Annotated in this window: 17 protein-coding genes; 2 read left to right on the forward strand and 15 right to left on the reverse strand. The window is 38.1% G+C overall.

Annotated features, from left to right (window positions below; genetic code table 11):
* The 3 genes from BIV20_RS14460 to BIV20_RS14470 are packed head-to-tail and all read right to left on the reverse strand — an operon-like array spanning nucleotide 1 to nucleotide 4,867.
* Nucleotides 1–2,826 carry an AAA family ATPase gene (locus tag BIV20_RS14460; RefSeq protein WP_075721920.1) on the reverse strand — a complete coding sequence of 942 codons (2,826 nt, stop codon included), beginning with the start codon at nucleotides 2,824–2,826 and terminating at the stop codon, nucleotides 1–3.
* Nucleotides 2,823–3,989: an exonuclease SbcCD subunit D gene (locus tag BIV20_RS14465; RefSeq protein ID WP_075721919.1), complete on the reverse strand. Its 1,167-nt coding sequence runs from the start codon at nucleotides 3,987–3,989 to the stop codon at nucleotides 2,823–2,825. Before BIV20_RS14465 ends, BIV20_RS14460 begins: the two co-directional genes overlap by 4 nt.
* 29 nt (nucleotides 3,990–4,018) lie before the next feature.
* The gene (locus BIV20_RS14470) at nucleotides 4,019–4,867 is read right to left on the reverse strand and encodes a patatin-like phospholipase family protein (protein ID WP_075721918.1); all 849 of its coding nucleotides are present in this window, start codon (nucleotides 4,865–4,867) and stop codon (nucleotides 4,019–4,021) included.
* A 177-nt stretch (nucleotides 4,868–5,044) separates the two neighbouring features.
* Between BIV20_RS14470 and BIV20_RS14475 the strand changes: the two genes are divergently transcribed.
* Both BIV20_RS14475 and BIV20_RS14480 read left to right on the forward strand, forming a co-directional pair.
* Entirely contained in the window at nucleotides 5,045–5,290 is a 246-nt protein-coding gene (locus BIV20_RS14475; RefSeq protein WP_075721917.1) for a hypothetical protein, read from the forward strand.
* 84 nt (nucleotides 5,291–5,374) lie between these two features.
* Entirely contained in the window at nucleotides 5,375–5,635 is a 261-nt protein-coding gene (locus BIV20_RS14480; RefSeq protein ID WP_075721916.1) for a hypothetical protein, read from the forward strand.
* A 141-nt stretch (nucleotides 5,636–5,776) separates the two neighbouring features.
* On the opposite strand, the gene BIV20_RS14485 is transcribed toward BIV20_RS14480, so the two are convergent.
* From BIV20_RS14485 to BIV20_RS14540, 12 genes are all read right to left on the reverse strand, one after another.
* Nucleotides 5,777–6,013, reverse strand: a complete 237-nt coding sequence (locus BIV20_RS14485; protein WP_075721915.1) for a CPCC family cysteine-rich protein — start codon at nucleotides 6,011–6,013, stop codon at nucleotides 5,777–5,779.
* 137 nt (nucleotides 6,014–6,150) lie between these two features.
* Nucleotides 6,151–6,336, reverse strand: a complete 186-nt coding sequence (locus BIV20_RS14490) for a hypothetical protein (RefSeq protein ID WP_075721914.1) — start codon at nucleotides 6,334–6,336, stop codon at nucleotides 6,151–6,153.
* A gap of 148 nt (nucleotides 6,337–6,484) precedes the next feature.
* Complete coding sequence (gene phoU / locus BIV20_RS14495) at nucleotides 6,485–7,153, reverse strand: phosphate signaling complex protein PhoU (protein ID WP_075721913.1); 669 nt, start codon at nucleotides 7,151–7,153, stop codon at nucleotides 6,485–6,487.
* 2 nt (nucleotides 7,154–7,155) lie between these two features.
* Nucleotides 7,156–7,920, reverse strand: a complete 765-nt coding sequence (pstB, locus tag BIV20_RS14500; protein WP_075721912.1) for a phosphate ABC transporter ATP-binding protein PstB — start codon at nucleotides 7,918–7,920, stop codon at nucleotides 7,156–7,158.
* A 26-nt stretch (nucleotides 7,921–7,946) separates the two neighbouring features.
* Nucleotides 7,947–8,807, reverse strand: a complete 861-nt coding sequence (gene pstA / locus BIV20_RS14505; RefSeq protein ID WP_075721911.1) for a phosphate ABC transporter permease PstA — start codon at nucleotides 8,805–8,807, stop codon at nucleotides 7,947–7,949.
* Nucleotides 8,804–9,670: a phosphate ABC transporter permease subunit PstC gene (gene pstC / locus BIV20_RS14510; RefSeq protein WP_075721910.1), complete on the reverse strand. Its 867-nt coding sequence runs from the start codon at nucleotides 9,668–9,670 to the stop codon at nucleotides 8,804–8,806. Before pstC ends, pstA begins: the two co-directional genes overlap by 4 nt.
* 95 nt (nucleotides 9,671–9,765) lie before the next feature.
* The gene (locus BIV20_RS14515; protein ID WP_075721909.1) at nucleotides 9,766–10,698 is read right to left on the reverse strand and encodes a substrate-binding domain-containing protein; all 933 of its coding nucleotides are present in this window, start codon (nucleotides 10,696–10,698) and stop codon (nucleotides 9,766–9,768) included.
* Nucleotides 10,699–10,921: 223 nt separating this feature from the next.
* Nucleotides 10,922–11,560, reverse strand: coding sequence for a hypothetical protein (locus BIV20_RS14520; RefSeq protein WP_075721908.1), 639 nt, complete (start codon nucleotides 11,558–11,560; stop codon nucleotides 10,922–10,924).
* 133 nt (nucleotides 11,561–11,693) lie between these two features.
* Nucleotides 11,694–12,338 carry an ABC transporter ATP-binding protein gene (locus BIV20_RS14525; protein ID WP_075721907.1) on the reverse strand — a complete coding sequence of 215 codons (645 nt, stop codon included), beginning with the start codon at nucleotides 12,336–12,338 and terminating at the stop codon, nucleotides 11,694–11,696.
* Between the two features lie 12 nt (nucleotides 12,339–12,350).
* A complete protein-coding gene (locus BIV20_RS14530) occupies nucleotides 12,351–13,220 on the reverse strand; it encodes a hypothetical protein (protein WP_075721906.1) in 870 nt (289 codons plus the stop codon).
* Nucleotides 13,213–14,010 (reverse strand): hypothetical protein, encoded by a 798-nt coding sequence (locus tag BIV20_RS14535; protein ID WP_075721905.1) that lies wholly within the window; start codon nucleotides 14,008–14,010, stop codon nucleotides 13,213–13,215. Before BIV20_RS14535 ends, BIV20_RS14530 begins: the two co-directional genes overlap by 8 nt.
* Nucleotides 14,010–15,179 carry a hypothetical protein gene (locus tag BIV20_RS14540; protein WP_075721904.1) on the reverse strand — a complete coding sequence of 390 codons (1,170 nt, stop codon included), beginning with the start codon at nucleotides 15,177–15,179 and terminating at the stop codon, nucleotides 14,010–14,012. The genes BIV20_RS14535 and BIV20_RS14540 overlap by 1 nt, the downstream gene beginning before the upstream one ends.
* Nucleotides 15,180–15,215: the final 36 nt, after the last annotated feature.

Consider the following 15,215-nt stretch of genomic DNA (forward strand, 5'->3'; position numbering starts at 1 on the left):
TTAACTTTCCAGAACCCATGCCGCACGGCTTCCTTTTTCCGTTTTACTTACCACCAATTTGCGATCTATTTGCTCTTTTAACTCTGTCACATGCGAAATGATTCCTACCAGTCTGTGCTCTCCTGCCAACTCTGTCAGAATTCCGATTGCCTTGCTTCGGGCTTCTTCATCCAGAGAACCAAATCCCTCATCAATAAACATAGTATCCAGATGCACTCGTCCTGCCATACGCTGAATAATATCTGCCATTCCAAGAGCCATAGAAAGTGCTGCCATAAAGGACTCTCCGCCGGATAAGGTCTTTACATCTCTTACCTTATCTGTCACCAGATCATAAACATCTAAGTCCAATCCAACTTCTCCTCTTTTTCCCAGATTTTCCATATCCCTGCACTGTAAAATGAACTGGCTTCCGCTCATCTTCACCAAACGTCGGTTTGCCTCTGCCACAATATACTTAAAATAACGCCTCTGTACATAGGTTTGTAAATCCAATCTCGCTTGTTGGTTCAAATTGCCATTTGCAGTTCGGTCTAAGGTACTGATTACGGTATATTCCTTTTCCAATGCAGTTCGCTCCTGATACAGTGCTTTTAGATTCTTAAGCGCCTGCTGATTGCGACTTTCATTTCCGGCAAACTCCATTCTTCTTTGCTCCAGTTGCTTTTGTTCTGCTTCCAGTTGTTCAGCCTCTTCTTTCAGCGAGCTGGTGTCTATTTTCTCTTTTCCGGTAAGTTCTTCCTTTAACTGTGAAAAATGCTCCTCCAACGTAACCAGTGCTCCCTGCTGATTGGCCAGAAGCTGCTGCAGTTCCTGCAAACGTTTTTCCAACACTTCCTTTTGCTGCTCCAGTTCTGCTTTCTCCTGCTCTGCTCTTTGCAGGTTCTGCTGTAACTCTCGCTCTGTTTCGTAAGGAAGCTCATTCGCAAGACTCTTCCACATCTCACTAGCCGTTTCCTGTTCTGCCCGTATTTGATAGCAGACTTCTGTCACTGCCTCACGCTTCTGCGTCAAGGTTTCCTGCTCTGCCAAAAGCTTCTCCTGCTTCTTCTTGTGTGCATCACAGTTTTTCTGCTTTTCTTCTGCCTGAATACGCTGTTCTTTTACTTGTTCATATTCCGTCTTACATTGAATACGCTGCTGCCCGATTTCTTCCTTTGTTAATTCTTTACCAAAGATTCTTTTTGCTTCCTGAGCAATCAGAGATTGTTCTTTTTCCACCTCTCCCTTTTGCTTCTGGTAGGCTTCTCTTTTCTGATTCAACAAAATATCTGCCTGCTCCCGCTGCTCTTTTGCCTCTTCCACCTCTCGCTGGGTTACTGCCTCTGGGGAAAGACACGCCTTCCTTGGATGTTCAAAGGAACCACAAACCGGACAGGGTTCTCCATCCTTTAATTTTTCTGCAATAATACCAACCTGTTCTTCAATAAACATCCGGTTCTTTTCTTCATATTCCCGGCTTTTCTTTTCATAGTCTTCCAGCAATCCTCGAACCTGCTCCTGTTGCTTTTCACATTCTTTTTCAAGCTTCTGCAGGTTTTCTGCTCTCTTTTCCATTTCCAAAAGACTTTGCTGCTTTTCTTGCAACTCTTTTTCCTGCTGCTGCAACTGTATCAATACTTCCGGCTCTTGTTCCAGCTTCTGAATCTCCTCCGCGTTTTCCTGTAATTCTTGCTTTTTCCGGCTCAGTTCTTCTTCCAACTTTGCAAGATTCTGTTCTGACTCTGCTTTCTTTTTTTCGATTTGTAACAGTTGTTCTTTCTTCTCTTTTAAAAGATTGTATTTTGGAAGCAATGCTTTCCATCCGGCAATTCGCTCAGACAATTCCGGCATACGTTTATTATATTCCTCTGTCTGCTTTTGCTTCTGTTCTTCCAGTTCCTTCTTCTGCGCATTCTCTTGCTCCATTTGAAGCTTCATCTGTTCTATTTTCTTTTCTTCCTGGACAAGCTGCTCCAATCGTTGATTGATTTCTTCTGCCTGTTTTCTTTTTAAACTGTTTTCGTTAAAATGTTTTTGTTTCTCCTGCGCCAGTTGTTCCAGTTTCTTCTTCTGTCTATCAATTTCTTCTAGAATCTGCTCTAATACTTCCAAGGTCTGTTCTGCCTGTGTTTCCTGTTTCTCTCTGCACGCTTCCCATTCTGTAAAATGTAGACTATCCAAAGAGCATACTACTCCCGAAACTTCATGCGCCCACAGTTTTCGATTATCTGCCAATTTTCCATATACTTCCTTACCCTGGTCTCGCAGTTTCTGCTGTATCATCCGATAAATACGAGTATCAAAGACTCTTTCGAAGATTTCCTTCCGCTCCTTAGATGGTGCATGCAAGAGCTTCATAAATTCCCCTTGCGCAATCATGGAAATCTGAGTAAACTGTCCCGCATCGACACCAATAATCTCTACAATCTTTTCATTAATATCTCGGATTCTTCCGGGAAATACTTGTCCGTCCGGCATGGTAAGTTCTACCGCTGCCGCCTCGTTTGTGAGTGTCAGTTCTCCATCTTTATTCCGTCGTTTGCTGGTTCTTTTATAATTGGGATTGCGTCGAATACCATAAGTTTCTCCCTGATAGGAAAAAACAAATTCCACATAAGTAGGGGTACTGCCATCCGCATACTGGCTGCGCATCATATCTCCTTCTCTACGCCCACCACTGGTCTGGTCAAAAAGTGCATAAGTAATGGCATCAAATATAGTAGTTTTTCCTGCACCGGTATCTCCTGTTATCAGAAAAATACCGTTCCTTACTTTTTTAAAATCAATGGTTTCCACTCCAGCATAGGAGCCGAATGCTGACATCGTAAGTCTTACCGGTCTCATACTTTCCCCTCCTTACACTGATTGATGATATTCGCCACAATATGTTCTTCCTCTTCACTCATGGTCTGATGATTCATTTCTTCATAAAAAGAACGAAAAATATCCATAGGCTGCAGCTTAATATCAAGTTCTCCCTTTTCATCCAGAAGACTTTTCGTTCTGCTGTTTTCGATGCGAAGTTCCAAAATAAAGTCATATACTTCCTCTAACTGCTCCTTCGGATTATAAGGTTCCTTCTCATCTGTCATGGTAATGCTGACAAAATCATGGCAATTTTCCTCGGTTGCACGCGCCAAAATTTCCTGCAAAAGCCCCTTTTCCCGACGTACTTCCTGTTTTGGAATAAGCGGAATCGTATCAAGCACAGGTTCTGTTCCTTTTTCTCCCAATGTTACCATCGTAATAGACTTTTTGTGATGTTCTTCACTAACAGAGTATTTTAGCGGCGTACCACAGTAACGAATCGAAGGCTTTTTTACCATCTGAGCACCGTGAATATGACCTAATGCTGCATAATCAAACTGTTCTATGACAGAGACATCAATATTGTCAAGACCTCCTACGGAAAGCACTGTATTTTCTGAATCGCAAAGCTCCGGCTTCTTTCCACCATTGGTATAAAACTGATGAGACAACAAGACATTCCGCTTGTCATAGTCAATCTTTTCTCGCGCTAACACTTCACGCACTGCACTTTCATAATCGATAACAACGCCTTCTTCAAACAAATGGCGTACATAGCCTGGTTTTAAAAAGGGAAGCAGATAAAAATTCACTGTTCCCCATTCGTCCTGTAACTCTATTTTCTTTAAATGTTCCTCCTGCTGCTGTGGTGGAAGAACCGACACATAAATGTGGTGTTTTTCCAAAAAACTGCTGGCATAATTAAGTCTTTGTGCGCTGTCGTGATTTCCGGCAATAATCAACACCGGTATTCCCGGCACCTCTTCTGAAAGTTCATTTAAGAAATCATCAAACAAGGTGTATGCCTCTCCGGATGGTACGGATTTGTCAAAAATATCTCCGCATATTAAAATAACATCCGGTGCATATTCCTGCGCCCGCTGCACAATCTGATGCAATATTTCCTGTTGATTTTCTTTAAGATTGTAATAATGCAGTTGTTTTCCTATGTGTAAATCCGATAAATGAAAAATTTTCAAATCTATTCTCCTTCATTCTTGACAGAATCTTATTCCATTTCAAGATATTTCTTTAACGCCGGCATCAATTCCTTCGCTTGCCGATATCCTTCCTCGTATAACTTTCTGAGCTTGTCCGGATTGGATTCAGTACGTCCTACACCATAAGTATTTTCCGGTGCAATTACAAAGACCTCTCCTGCTTTTTCCTTCTCCATTAACTCTGCAACACAAGCATTATACCGTTCCGGTCTCTTCTGTAAATCCTCTACAATTTTAGGATACTTCTTATACAACTTCTGCGAAATCACTCCTGCACGCTCCTGCTTTTTCACATATCCTCGTTCTCTGGTAAGAATTACAATATTCTTATCGCAGCCTTCTTTGATTGCCTGCTTATAAGGAATGGAATCCGACAATCCTCCATCCAAATAATAGTGTTTGCCCACCTTTACCGGCTGGAACAAAATCGGCAATGCACAGCTTGCCACAATGACCTCATACTTATCGTCTCTTCTCGGTACTTCAAGGTACTCCGGCTTTCCGGTATGAATATTCGTAACTCCGGCTACCACTTTTCCCGGAAAGGCTTCAAATGCATCCATATCAAAAGGCAATAATTTATTTGGAACTTCCCCAAAAGCAAACTCAAGGTTATAAAAATTTCGCTTTTTCAGTAGGTGTCTTGCTCCCATATAACGCTTATCATTCATGTATTTTGTAGAAAGTTCTAAATTCCTTCCTTTTTGCTTGGATATATATGACACTCCATATGCAATTCCTGCAGAAACGCCAATAAAATAATCCGGCATAATTCCCTCTTCCAAAAACGCATCTGTAACGCCACAGCTGAATACCGTTCTGCTGGCACCGCCTTCCATAGTAATTCCTAACTTCACCAATATTCCCTCTTTCCTTTTATTCTGTCATTCTCCTAATATATTCCCCATTATATAACTTTCCTATTTTTCGGGCAAGGAAAAACATATTTACCTTAATTTTACATACACTTTACTTATACCCCAAAATACATTTTACCTTATTCTGTTATCCTCATAATAAAGGAGGATGTTATTATGAAACAATTATATAAACTTTCCCAACAATTTGAATCAAACGGTTTTGCATCCACTAACATTATGTATGTAATTTTACGTACTCTGGTCGTATTTATTCCCTCTCTTATTGTGGGATTTTTATTAAAGGATATCGTTCATCTTCCAGGCACTAGTCCAGAGGTATTTGTTATCATCTTCTGTGGATGGATTACTGTGATTTTCGGTTTCTGGGGCGCACTGCTACACTTAATGCGAATGGATTAATATTGCACATTTCATGTACTTCGATATATAATGAGACTATAACGTTACTATTATAAATTATCTATTATATATGGAGGAAATGAGATGAACCATTCCGAAGAACTTCGTATGACTTACTCAGGACTCTTAATGTATAAGGGCGAAAAAACTGTCCGGGTAAAATTTGAACGTGGAAAAAATGACTTTGCCGAAGGAATTGTTCCCAGCGGCATCATTGAAAAATCTTCTGGATTTTCAGTAGAAGAATTGCAGCAATTAAGCGACTACTTAAAATATAATGCCTCTGATATTATGGCTAAAGCTAAAGAGGTTAATCCAATTAGAGACTGGCTCCATGGAAAATGAGCCAGTCTCTCTAAAATACAGCCATATTTAAATATAAACTATATTACTACTTATATTACCTCGCTCATCTTTTCAATTTTCAAAAAGTCAGTAGACTTTTTACATCTACTGACTTTTACATAACAATCGAACATTTTTGGTCTATATCTCATCCTCATATGGTTGACGAACCATATTTATAAAACGTTCTTCTGTGGCTCCAAATAACTTATAATTCTTCTTAGCAGTATTCAATGACACCTTATTTGCTCCAATAATTCTATCGGGCATATTTTGAGCCACTTCATCATATTGCCAAAAGCAAACATCACAAATATCTGTAATTAATTCATTTGTATCATCAATAGTTAAGTAACCACAACATGGACATCTTTTCATAAAACTCTCTCCTTAAAATTTATTTTGGTGCATATTTTTCAATTTGCTCTAGCCAATATGCCATTCCATTTTCGGACTTAAAATAAGTGGATATTCCACCATACTCATTTATTATGCCAAACTCATTAGTCGCTGTATCATATATTTTCATGTATCTTCCCTTGTTTTATGGTTTTTCCTACAACACATCTCATGATTCCATCATATTTTCCCAACAAATACATAAGATTTTCCTTCATTTCTCGAAATGCTGTTTTTTGCATGGTGACATTAGAAAAGCTTACCTTTATATCTGCTTCTTTCGAATTTGTCTTTCCTGCCATTTTCCCCTCTACGTTTCCGCCTGTAAACGTATCTCCCTTTCTAGTTTTTCTATCTTTAATACTGTCAACTTCTTTTTCTCTATGTTTTAAAAAATAATTAAACCCTTTTATCTCATAACAAGATAAAAGGGTTTATCAACACATACATTTATTTTTTTTCTTTTTGCTCCCCTACCGATTCATGCTGTCCGGTAATAGAATAAATCACCCACTCTGCAATATTCGTGGCATGGTCGCCAATACGCTCAAAGTATTTTGCTACCATAAGGAGATCGGTTGCCTGCTCACTATGCTCTGCATTGGTTCGAATCAGTTCAATTAAGGTTGACTTTATCTCGCTGAATAAATCATCTACTACATCATCATTGTCAATCACAGACTGCGCTAACTTTAGGTCTTTCTGAACAAAAGCTTCTACACTGTGTGTTACCATCAATGTTGTTTCCATTGCCATCTGCGGAATCAATGTTAAATCTTTCACATACGGCTCATCTGCCAATGCAATGGTAATCTCTGAGATATCAGATGCCTGGTCTCCGATACGTTCCATATCTGTAATCATCTTCAACGCTGCGGAAATCAAACGAAGATCCCTTGCCACCGGCTGCTGCTGCAATAAAAGTTTCATACAAAGAGCTTCAATATCCCGCTCCTGGCGATCTACTTCCTGGTCAAAAGCAATGGCCTCTTTTGCTGCCTGCACATCTTTACGCACCAAAGCATTTACCGCTGTTTGAATTGCCTGTTCAATCAGATTTCCCATTTCGATTAACTCATTATTCAGTTGTTCTAATTGTCTGTCAAAACGATTTCTCATAATTAACCAAACCTTCCTGTAATGTAGTCTTCTGTTCTCTTATCCTGAGGAACTGAAAACATCTTTTCAGTTTCACCATGCTCTATAATTTCACCCAATAAGAAAAATACTGTCTTATCGGAAACACGGGTTGCCTGCTGCATATTATGGGTTACCATTACAATAGTATAATCCTTCTTTAACTCTATGACTAAATCCTCTATCTTAGACGTTGAAATCGGGTCTAAGGCAGAAGTTGGTTCATCCATCAGAATAACTTCAGGATTAACTGCAAGGGCACGAGCAATACAGATTCTCTGCTGCTGTCCACCGGAAAGACCTAACGCGCTCTTTTTCAAACGATCCTTTACTTCATCCCAGATAGCAGCATCTCTTAAGGACTTCTCCACAATTTCATCTAGCTTTGCCTTATTGCGAATTCCATGAGTACGAGGGCCATATGCAATATTGTCATAAACACTCATCGGAAACGGATTCGGCTTCTGAAATACCATACCAACACGCTTACGCAGTTCATTGGTATCTATATTGTGATAAATATCTGTACCATCCAGTGTCACTTCTCCGGTAATTTTACATCCTTCTACCAAATCATTCATACGATTTAAGGACTTTAATAAGGTGGACTTTCCACATCCGGAAGGTCCGATAAAAGCGGTAATCTCATTGGACAAGATTGGAAGATTTACATTTTTTAACGCATGAAAATCTCCATAATATAAGTCCAGCCCACTAATATTAATTTTAGGTGTTGGTTGTTTTATCATAACAATTCTCCTTTTTGGTTAACAACTTATACTTTCGCAATTTTCTTTGCAATACGATTTGAAATCCAGTTGATTATCATAACAATAACCAAAAGGACAACTGCAGTTGCATAGGCTTCATCTGTATGGAAACCTTCTGATGATAATGCATACATATGATAAGCAAGGGTACGTCCGGAATCCATTAACCAGGAAAGTCCTTTTCCGCTTACTACTTCTGTAACCGTTCCGGCTGTGTACATAAGAGCTGCTGTCTCACCTACGATACGCCCGATAGCAAGAATAATACCGGAAAGAATTCCGGGAACAGCTGCCGGAAGTACAATTCTGAAAATGGTACGAACCCGTCCGGCACCAAGCCCAAAGCTTCCCTCACGGTAAGAATCCGGTACGGATTTTAAAGCCTCCTCTGTGGTTCTCATAATCAATGGCAAAATCATGATTGCCAGCGTCAGTGCACCCGCCAATAGAGAAAGACGGAATTTCAATGTTGTTACAAAAAATAACATACCGAACAGACCATATACAATAGAAGGAATACCAGACAAAGTCTCTGCTGTAATTCTTACGACCTTTACAATCTTATTTCCTTTTTTCGCATATTCCACCATATAAATAGCTGAACCAATTCCAATAGGCACTGCTACAATTAGAGTAACAATGGTAATCAAAAGCGTATTAATCAGCGCCGGCATCAGCGATACATTCTCACTGTTATATTCCCATGCAAAAAGACTTGGCTTGATATGTGGAATTCCATTCCAGAGGATATATACAATAAGGAAAATCAATGCGGAAAAAGTAATGAGCGCCGCCCCCATTACCAGGATATACAATATCCAGGACAAAGGACCACGTTTTCCTTTGCTAATTTTCTGGTCTTTCATGCTTCATTCCTCCTATTCAAAATGGAAAACAGCAAGTTGATAATTAAAATAAATACAAATAATACGACACCGGTAGCAATTAATGCCTGTCTATGTAAGTCTGCCGCATATCCCATCTCGATTACAATATTTGCAGTAAGTGTACGCACTCCCTGGAAAATACTATTCGGAATACGCGCCTGATTTCCAGCTACCATAATAACTGCCATAGTTTCTCCGATTGCACGTCCGACTCCCAAGATAACACCTGCCATAATACCAGACTTTGCAGCCGGAACTACAGTAAAAAACACACTTCTTTCATGTGTTGCTCCAAGTGCCAACGCTCCCTCATAATAGCTTTCCGGCACAGCACGGATTGCTGATTCACTAACTCCAATAATTGTTGGAAGAATCATCAGTCCCAGCAACAATGAAGCTGTCAAAATACTGGTTCCGCTACATCCTAACTTTGAAAACAGTCCACGCATAAAAGGCACTAATACCACCAGACCAAAGAATCCATATACAACGGAAGGAATCCCCGCAAGAAGGTCTACGGCAGCTTTTAGTGGACCATATATTTTCGGTGGACAAAAATGTGCCATAAAAACTGCTGTTAAAATACCAATTGGCACACCTACAATAATTGCTCCTGCAGTGATATAGAGACTTCCGATAATCATAGGAAAAATTCCAAAAGACGCCGGAGAATTATTTGGTGCCCATTTTGTTCCTGTCAAAAATGAGAAAAAACCAATTTCCTTCATAGCCGGTATTCCATTTGCAAATAGGAATACACAAATCAGCAGAACCGCCAAAATAGAGGTAAGTGCTGCTATGAAAAAAATAACATGTGCAAAATTTTCTTTTAATTTTCGCATAATTACTCCTTCATTTTTTTGTGGTTGAAAGGGACTGCTATCAGTAGCAGTCCCTTTCAGGGTTGGGATATCAAATAAAGGTGAACCTGGTAATTTTACCAAGTGGTTGTTTCACCTGTGAAGATTGCCTTAACTTCGTCTGCTGTCATTTCGTCAACAGTGTTTTCATTATTTACTACTACTGCAATACCGTCAATTGCGATAACAGTAGGTGTTAAAGAGCTTTCGCTATCTTTTAATTCTCTGGAAGCCATTCCGATATCAGCTGTTCCATCCATTGCTGCCTGTAAACCTGTGGTAGAATCGCTCTGGTTGATTTCGATTTCTACATCTGGATTTACTTTTTCATAAGCTTCTTTTAATTTTTCCATAACCGGTGTTACTGAAGAAGAACCAGCGATTACAACTTTTCCGGAAACTCCGGTGCTTTCGAAGCTTTCCGCATTATCAACAGATGCAATATATCCTTTTTCTTCTACTACTTTCTGTCCTTCTGCACTTAAGATAAAGTTGATGAAATCCTGAGCTGCATCACTTGGAGCTCCGTTTGTTGCAATGTTAAATGGTCTGGAGATTTTATATGTACCACTCTTGATATTATCTACAGTAGCTTCTGCTCCATCAATCTTTAATGCCTTTACTTCGTCACTTAAAGAACCAAGAGATACATATCCGATTGCATTTGGGTCACCTGCAACATTAGATAAAACGATTTCTGTACTGTTTGCAATTACAGCTTCTTCTGTAGTATGGTCAACCTTATTTCCTGCATCATCTTTTTCTTCAATTCCGAATAATTCAATGAATGCACCTCTTGTTCCTGAACCATCCTCACGAGATACAACAGTAATTGGTCCAGTTACACCTGATGCGTCTGTCTCTTCTTCCTCGTCTGCATTGTCTTCTGCATTTGCATCATTTTCTGTGTTTGCCTTGTTGTTTGCTGCTGCATTGTTTTCAGAACCACACCCAACCATTGCGGTAGCTGTCATTGCAGTAATCATAAGAGCTACGATGAATTTTTTCATAATCTTTTTCTTCCTCTCTTTTTTCATACTATATTCATTTTCTCAGCCGTTCTCTCGACTGCAAGAATGAGTATAAGAGGGTAAAGTAAAATATATACACCAATTAATGAAAAATTCTTGTAAAATCTTTGCAAAGAAAACGGAAAGATTACACTTTCAACATGCAAAAAAAAACAGCAGGAATACTGAAAGAATCATATTTCCTGCTGCTAATTCCACTCTTTTAGTCTTTCTTGTATTGTTCAAGACTTTCTTCTCTGATTTTTTCCATAATCTTTTTTTCATATGAATCATCTCCGTCTTGCTGTGGTTGTCCATCCAAAAAAGTAACTTTAGAAGAAGGGAATACCAATTCTTCATCTTCCGAAATTGGAATTTTACCAAACACCCCACTTAAAATAGCAAACCATTCATCTTCCTTTGAATATTTTAAGTAAAGAATATATTCATTTCCCGGTTCCATCATTTTATAATGATTTACATGACATGTTACTTTCGTTCCTTCCTCATCTGTATAAAAAAATTGGTTTTCTAAAATCTGAATATTATCACCAATTTCTATGGACTGCTCTGATAGATTCTTCATAACTTCTTTCACTTCCACCATAGATTTCGTATAACCATAATAAGTGTAAGGAACTCCCACATCTTTTATGACATTTTCCTCTTCCTCTGTTTTTTCTACCCTTACAACAACCATTGCATTCGCCTCTAATTCTGCCGCCGATTTATACAAATCTGTTTTGGCATCAGCAAGGGTATCGATTTCTTTTCCTGTATTGGCTTTTCCACAAGCTATTAGCTCTGTCGATATAATAATTACAAACATGATACATAGGTTATGCGCAATCTTTTTCTTCATAACTATTGTCTCCTTCTCTCTTATATAGCATGTTTCTCCATTCTATGACATACTCCAGACATCAATCGACGGTAAATCGCAAGAAAAGACAATCAGAGCACTCTACCATATCACTACGTCTAAACTCTTCTGTTTATTTTCTTGCTTTCCGTTGTAAAATGCCTCCGTCCATTTCATATACTTCATCACAAAGAATTTCTATATCCTCTCTATTATGGCTTGCCAAAAGAATTGTTTTCCCCTCTTTTTTCAATTCTAAAAATAACCTTCTCATTTCTTCCACGCCATGATTATCTAAACCATTCATAGGCTCATCCAGAATCAATATCTTTTGATCTTCCATAATAGCCTGTGCTATTGCCAATCGCTGTCTCATTCCCATAGAATAATTTCCCACATGCTTATGCGAATCCGGTTCAAGTCCTACCATTTCTAATATATCGCATATATGCTTTTTATCCCTTTTATTTCTTATCATGTATAAGAATTCTAAATTTTTATATCCGCTATAATTTCTTAAAAAAGATGGTTCCTCTATAATAATTCCAGCACCTGTCAGCATATTCACATCTTTTTTTAACCTCTTTTCACCTATATAAATATCACCTGAGTCTAAAGTTAAAAAACCACAGATACATTTAAAAAGAACTGTCTTCCCGGAACCATTTCTCCCAATAATTCCATATATTCCCCCTTCAGAACATGTTATATTTACTTCCTTCAGAACCTGATGACTTCCAAAACTTTTTGAACCATTCACTACTTTTATTACATCCATACACTCTCTCCTCTAATCTTCCTTATTCCATCGAAACTCTATGGTTTGCACCCGCCATAAAATGACGATAACAGGCACTGCCAACAAACAAATCAATACCGGCAAAATGTAGGATAGTTCCGGCATAATCTGATAACTCAACTGCTCTCCACCAATCTCTGCCACCCTCATCCATGAGACTGGCGAAAAACAATTGAAAAGCTTCTGCGCAGATACTGCAATATTTTTCCCAAATACCGGAAGTACTAATAAAATTCCTGCTGCACTGACTGCTACAATTCGGGGCATAAAAAGACTAATTGCAAACATAAGCAATCCAATAAAACTAATTACCATGATACTTAAAAGTATAGTAAGCCCTGTAGCCTCTAATGCTGTATACTTATTCATAGTTATTGGATTACTGATAATGTACATATTATATTCTGTTCCAGCATTGGTCAACGCAATTGTATACAAAACCTTTCCCCAATCTGTCCTAAATTCCATATGTCGTATTAACAGTATAATCTCTTCCAAAAATACAATCGTAGTAATCCCCACTGCACTCAATACAATACTTCCAATCTGTGCAATTGCCCAACGAGCTCTTCCTGCCCGTATTACCTGATACATCCCCCACTGCTGCATAAATGGCACATTGGAATAATAATAAATGACAAATGCCATCACCAATATCTGAAAATAAATATCAGACATCAAAAATGTAAAGACCCAAGGCGTCACCGGATACTGAACTGCAACACAAAATTTCCGTAATCCATGCAGAAAAATATCCTCAAGAAAAAATAACAATACTGCAAAAATACCTATCTTTATATTCCAGAAACGTTGCACAAAGGTTTTCCACGTCATATTCCAAGTAATTAAAATATTATTCACGTTCTAATTTCCTCCGTATCTTACAATAAATCCCCAATGTTAAAATGCCTCCGATTATTACCGCTGCAAACAGTGCATATAAGAATGCAAACAAATCATTCTCACACACTTTTAATCCGTAAGTTGCATCAAAAACTACCTTTACCTTAAAGAACTTTGTATCTCCCACTAACGCCGAAATATAATAATACAGCAAATAGTAGCCAATCATTGGAACAGATAACACGAACAGTTTATTGGATATATACAAAGATATATAAGACGCAAATATAGATAATATACCTGCCAGCAATCCCAACTGCAATGCGACCAAAATAAAATATATAATATAATTTTCATTCCCCAAAAAATAACGAAATCCACCCGTTTCTAAAAGCTGACCATACACCCCTGTTTCTCTATCACCACTCCCAAAAGGCATCCACATATGTAATATGAATACATAAATACAGGTTCCCAATATCATCGTTATCACAGAAGCTATAAATGTCACTATTATTTTTGAAAGTGTATAACGCTTCAGATTTCCCCTTATCAATTCTGTACGAATATACTTTGTCTCAAAGTCATCACAAAAACAATCTGCATACGAAAAAGCACAAAAAGACATGGTCAACAAAAACGGAACTCCATAAAGTGCTCCCGTATACAAATCAAACACGTTTCTTCCAACTTGATTTCCACTAGCTAATAGAAGGGAAAACCATACTCCCAATGCTCCCACCAACATTTTTCCCGATTTCATACAACGCCACATATCCATCCGGAAATAATGTATTCTCTGTTTCACTAATACTTATCCTCCATTGCAATTTCTTCCCCTGTCTGGGCATTTACGAATACTAATAACGAACTGCTCGTGGTCTTACCATTACTTTCTATGGTTTCCTCTACATTAAAAATCCACACCGGGAACATCTGATATGTTCCATCTCCCACGTTTTCTGTCATATAATATAATGTCGCATCTGTGATGACATATTTCGCCCCTGTAAGCAATTGATTATACTTATATGCCACCGCCTCTGCCACTTTATCAAAAGACATTAACTCGATTGTTTCATCTTCACTTTCCGTAAAATCATACAATCTTTCTATTTCCAGACTTTCTATTCCGTTTTTTGAATACAGTACCTTTATTGGTGCATTTTCCTCTATTGGATTCTTAAATAAATCGCTATATGGATGATATTCCGGAAGATTTCCAACCTTCTGGCGTATAAAGAAATAATAACAATTATCCTCTTCTGACCAATTATCTTTATATATACTGGTATCCTCATTTCCATCCATATCCATTGCATACTCATTTTGTTGTAATGTCTGATAATCTAACGCATACACCTGATACTCTATCTCCCCTAGTTCAATCCCCATCTGTCCTAATTCTGTAGATATATTTTTCAAAGCATCTTCACGAGAACAAAAAGAAAAATCCGTATCTTGTGCATAACTATTTAGATTCCCTCCCTCGCTTAAATCCACACAATTGTAGATATAATTATAAAATGCTGTACTATATTGCACCACTCTTGGACTTACATTCAAAAACTCTTTATTTTTTCCATAATAGTAATATTCGGTAATACTGCTTCCATCATTAAGTGTTATTTCCTGTTTATCTTCTGTTTCTACCTCCACCCCTTGAAAAAGCTGTTGGTACACCTTATCTTTATCTATCTTTTTGCGAACTGCTGTCACGTTCTTTAATCCTGGCTCGTTTCTCACTTCCTGATTTACATGTATTTCTGTTGTAAATATTACATTATCACTCTCTGCCTCGTATTTTTCAGGAATATTCATTTTCTCTTTTTCTACATTGTCGGTTTCTGAATTGTTACTTTTTTCCTGTTGGCTATTTAATACTTGTTGTGGATTTGTATTTTCTCCTTGTTCACCACCACAAGCAGATAACACTACAGCTATGCTACATACAAATAATAATTTTATTTTTTTCATTTCTCTTCTCTCCTGCTTATCTATTATTTATAAAAC

Source organism: Roseburia sp. 499 (assembly GCF_001940225.2).
Classification (GTDB): domain Bacteria; phylum Bacillota; class Clostridia; order Lachnospirales; family Lachnospiraceae; genus Petralouisia.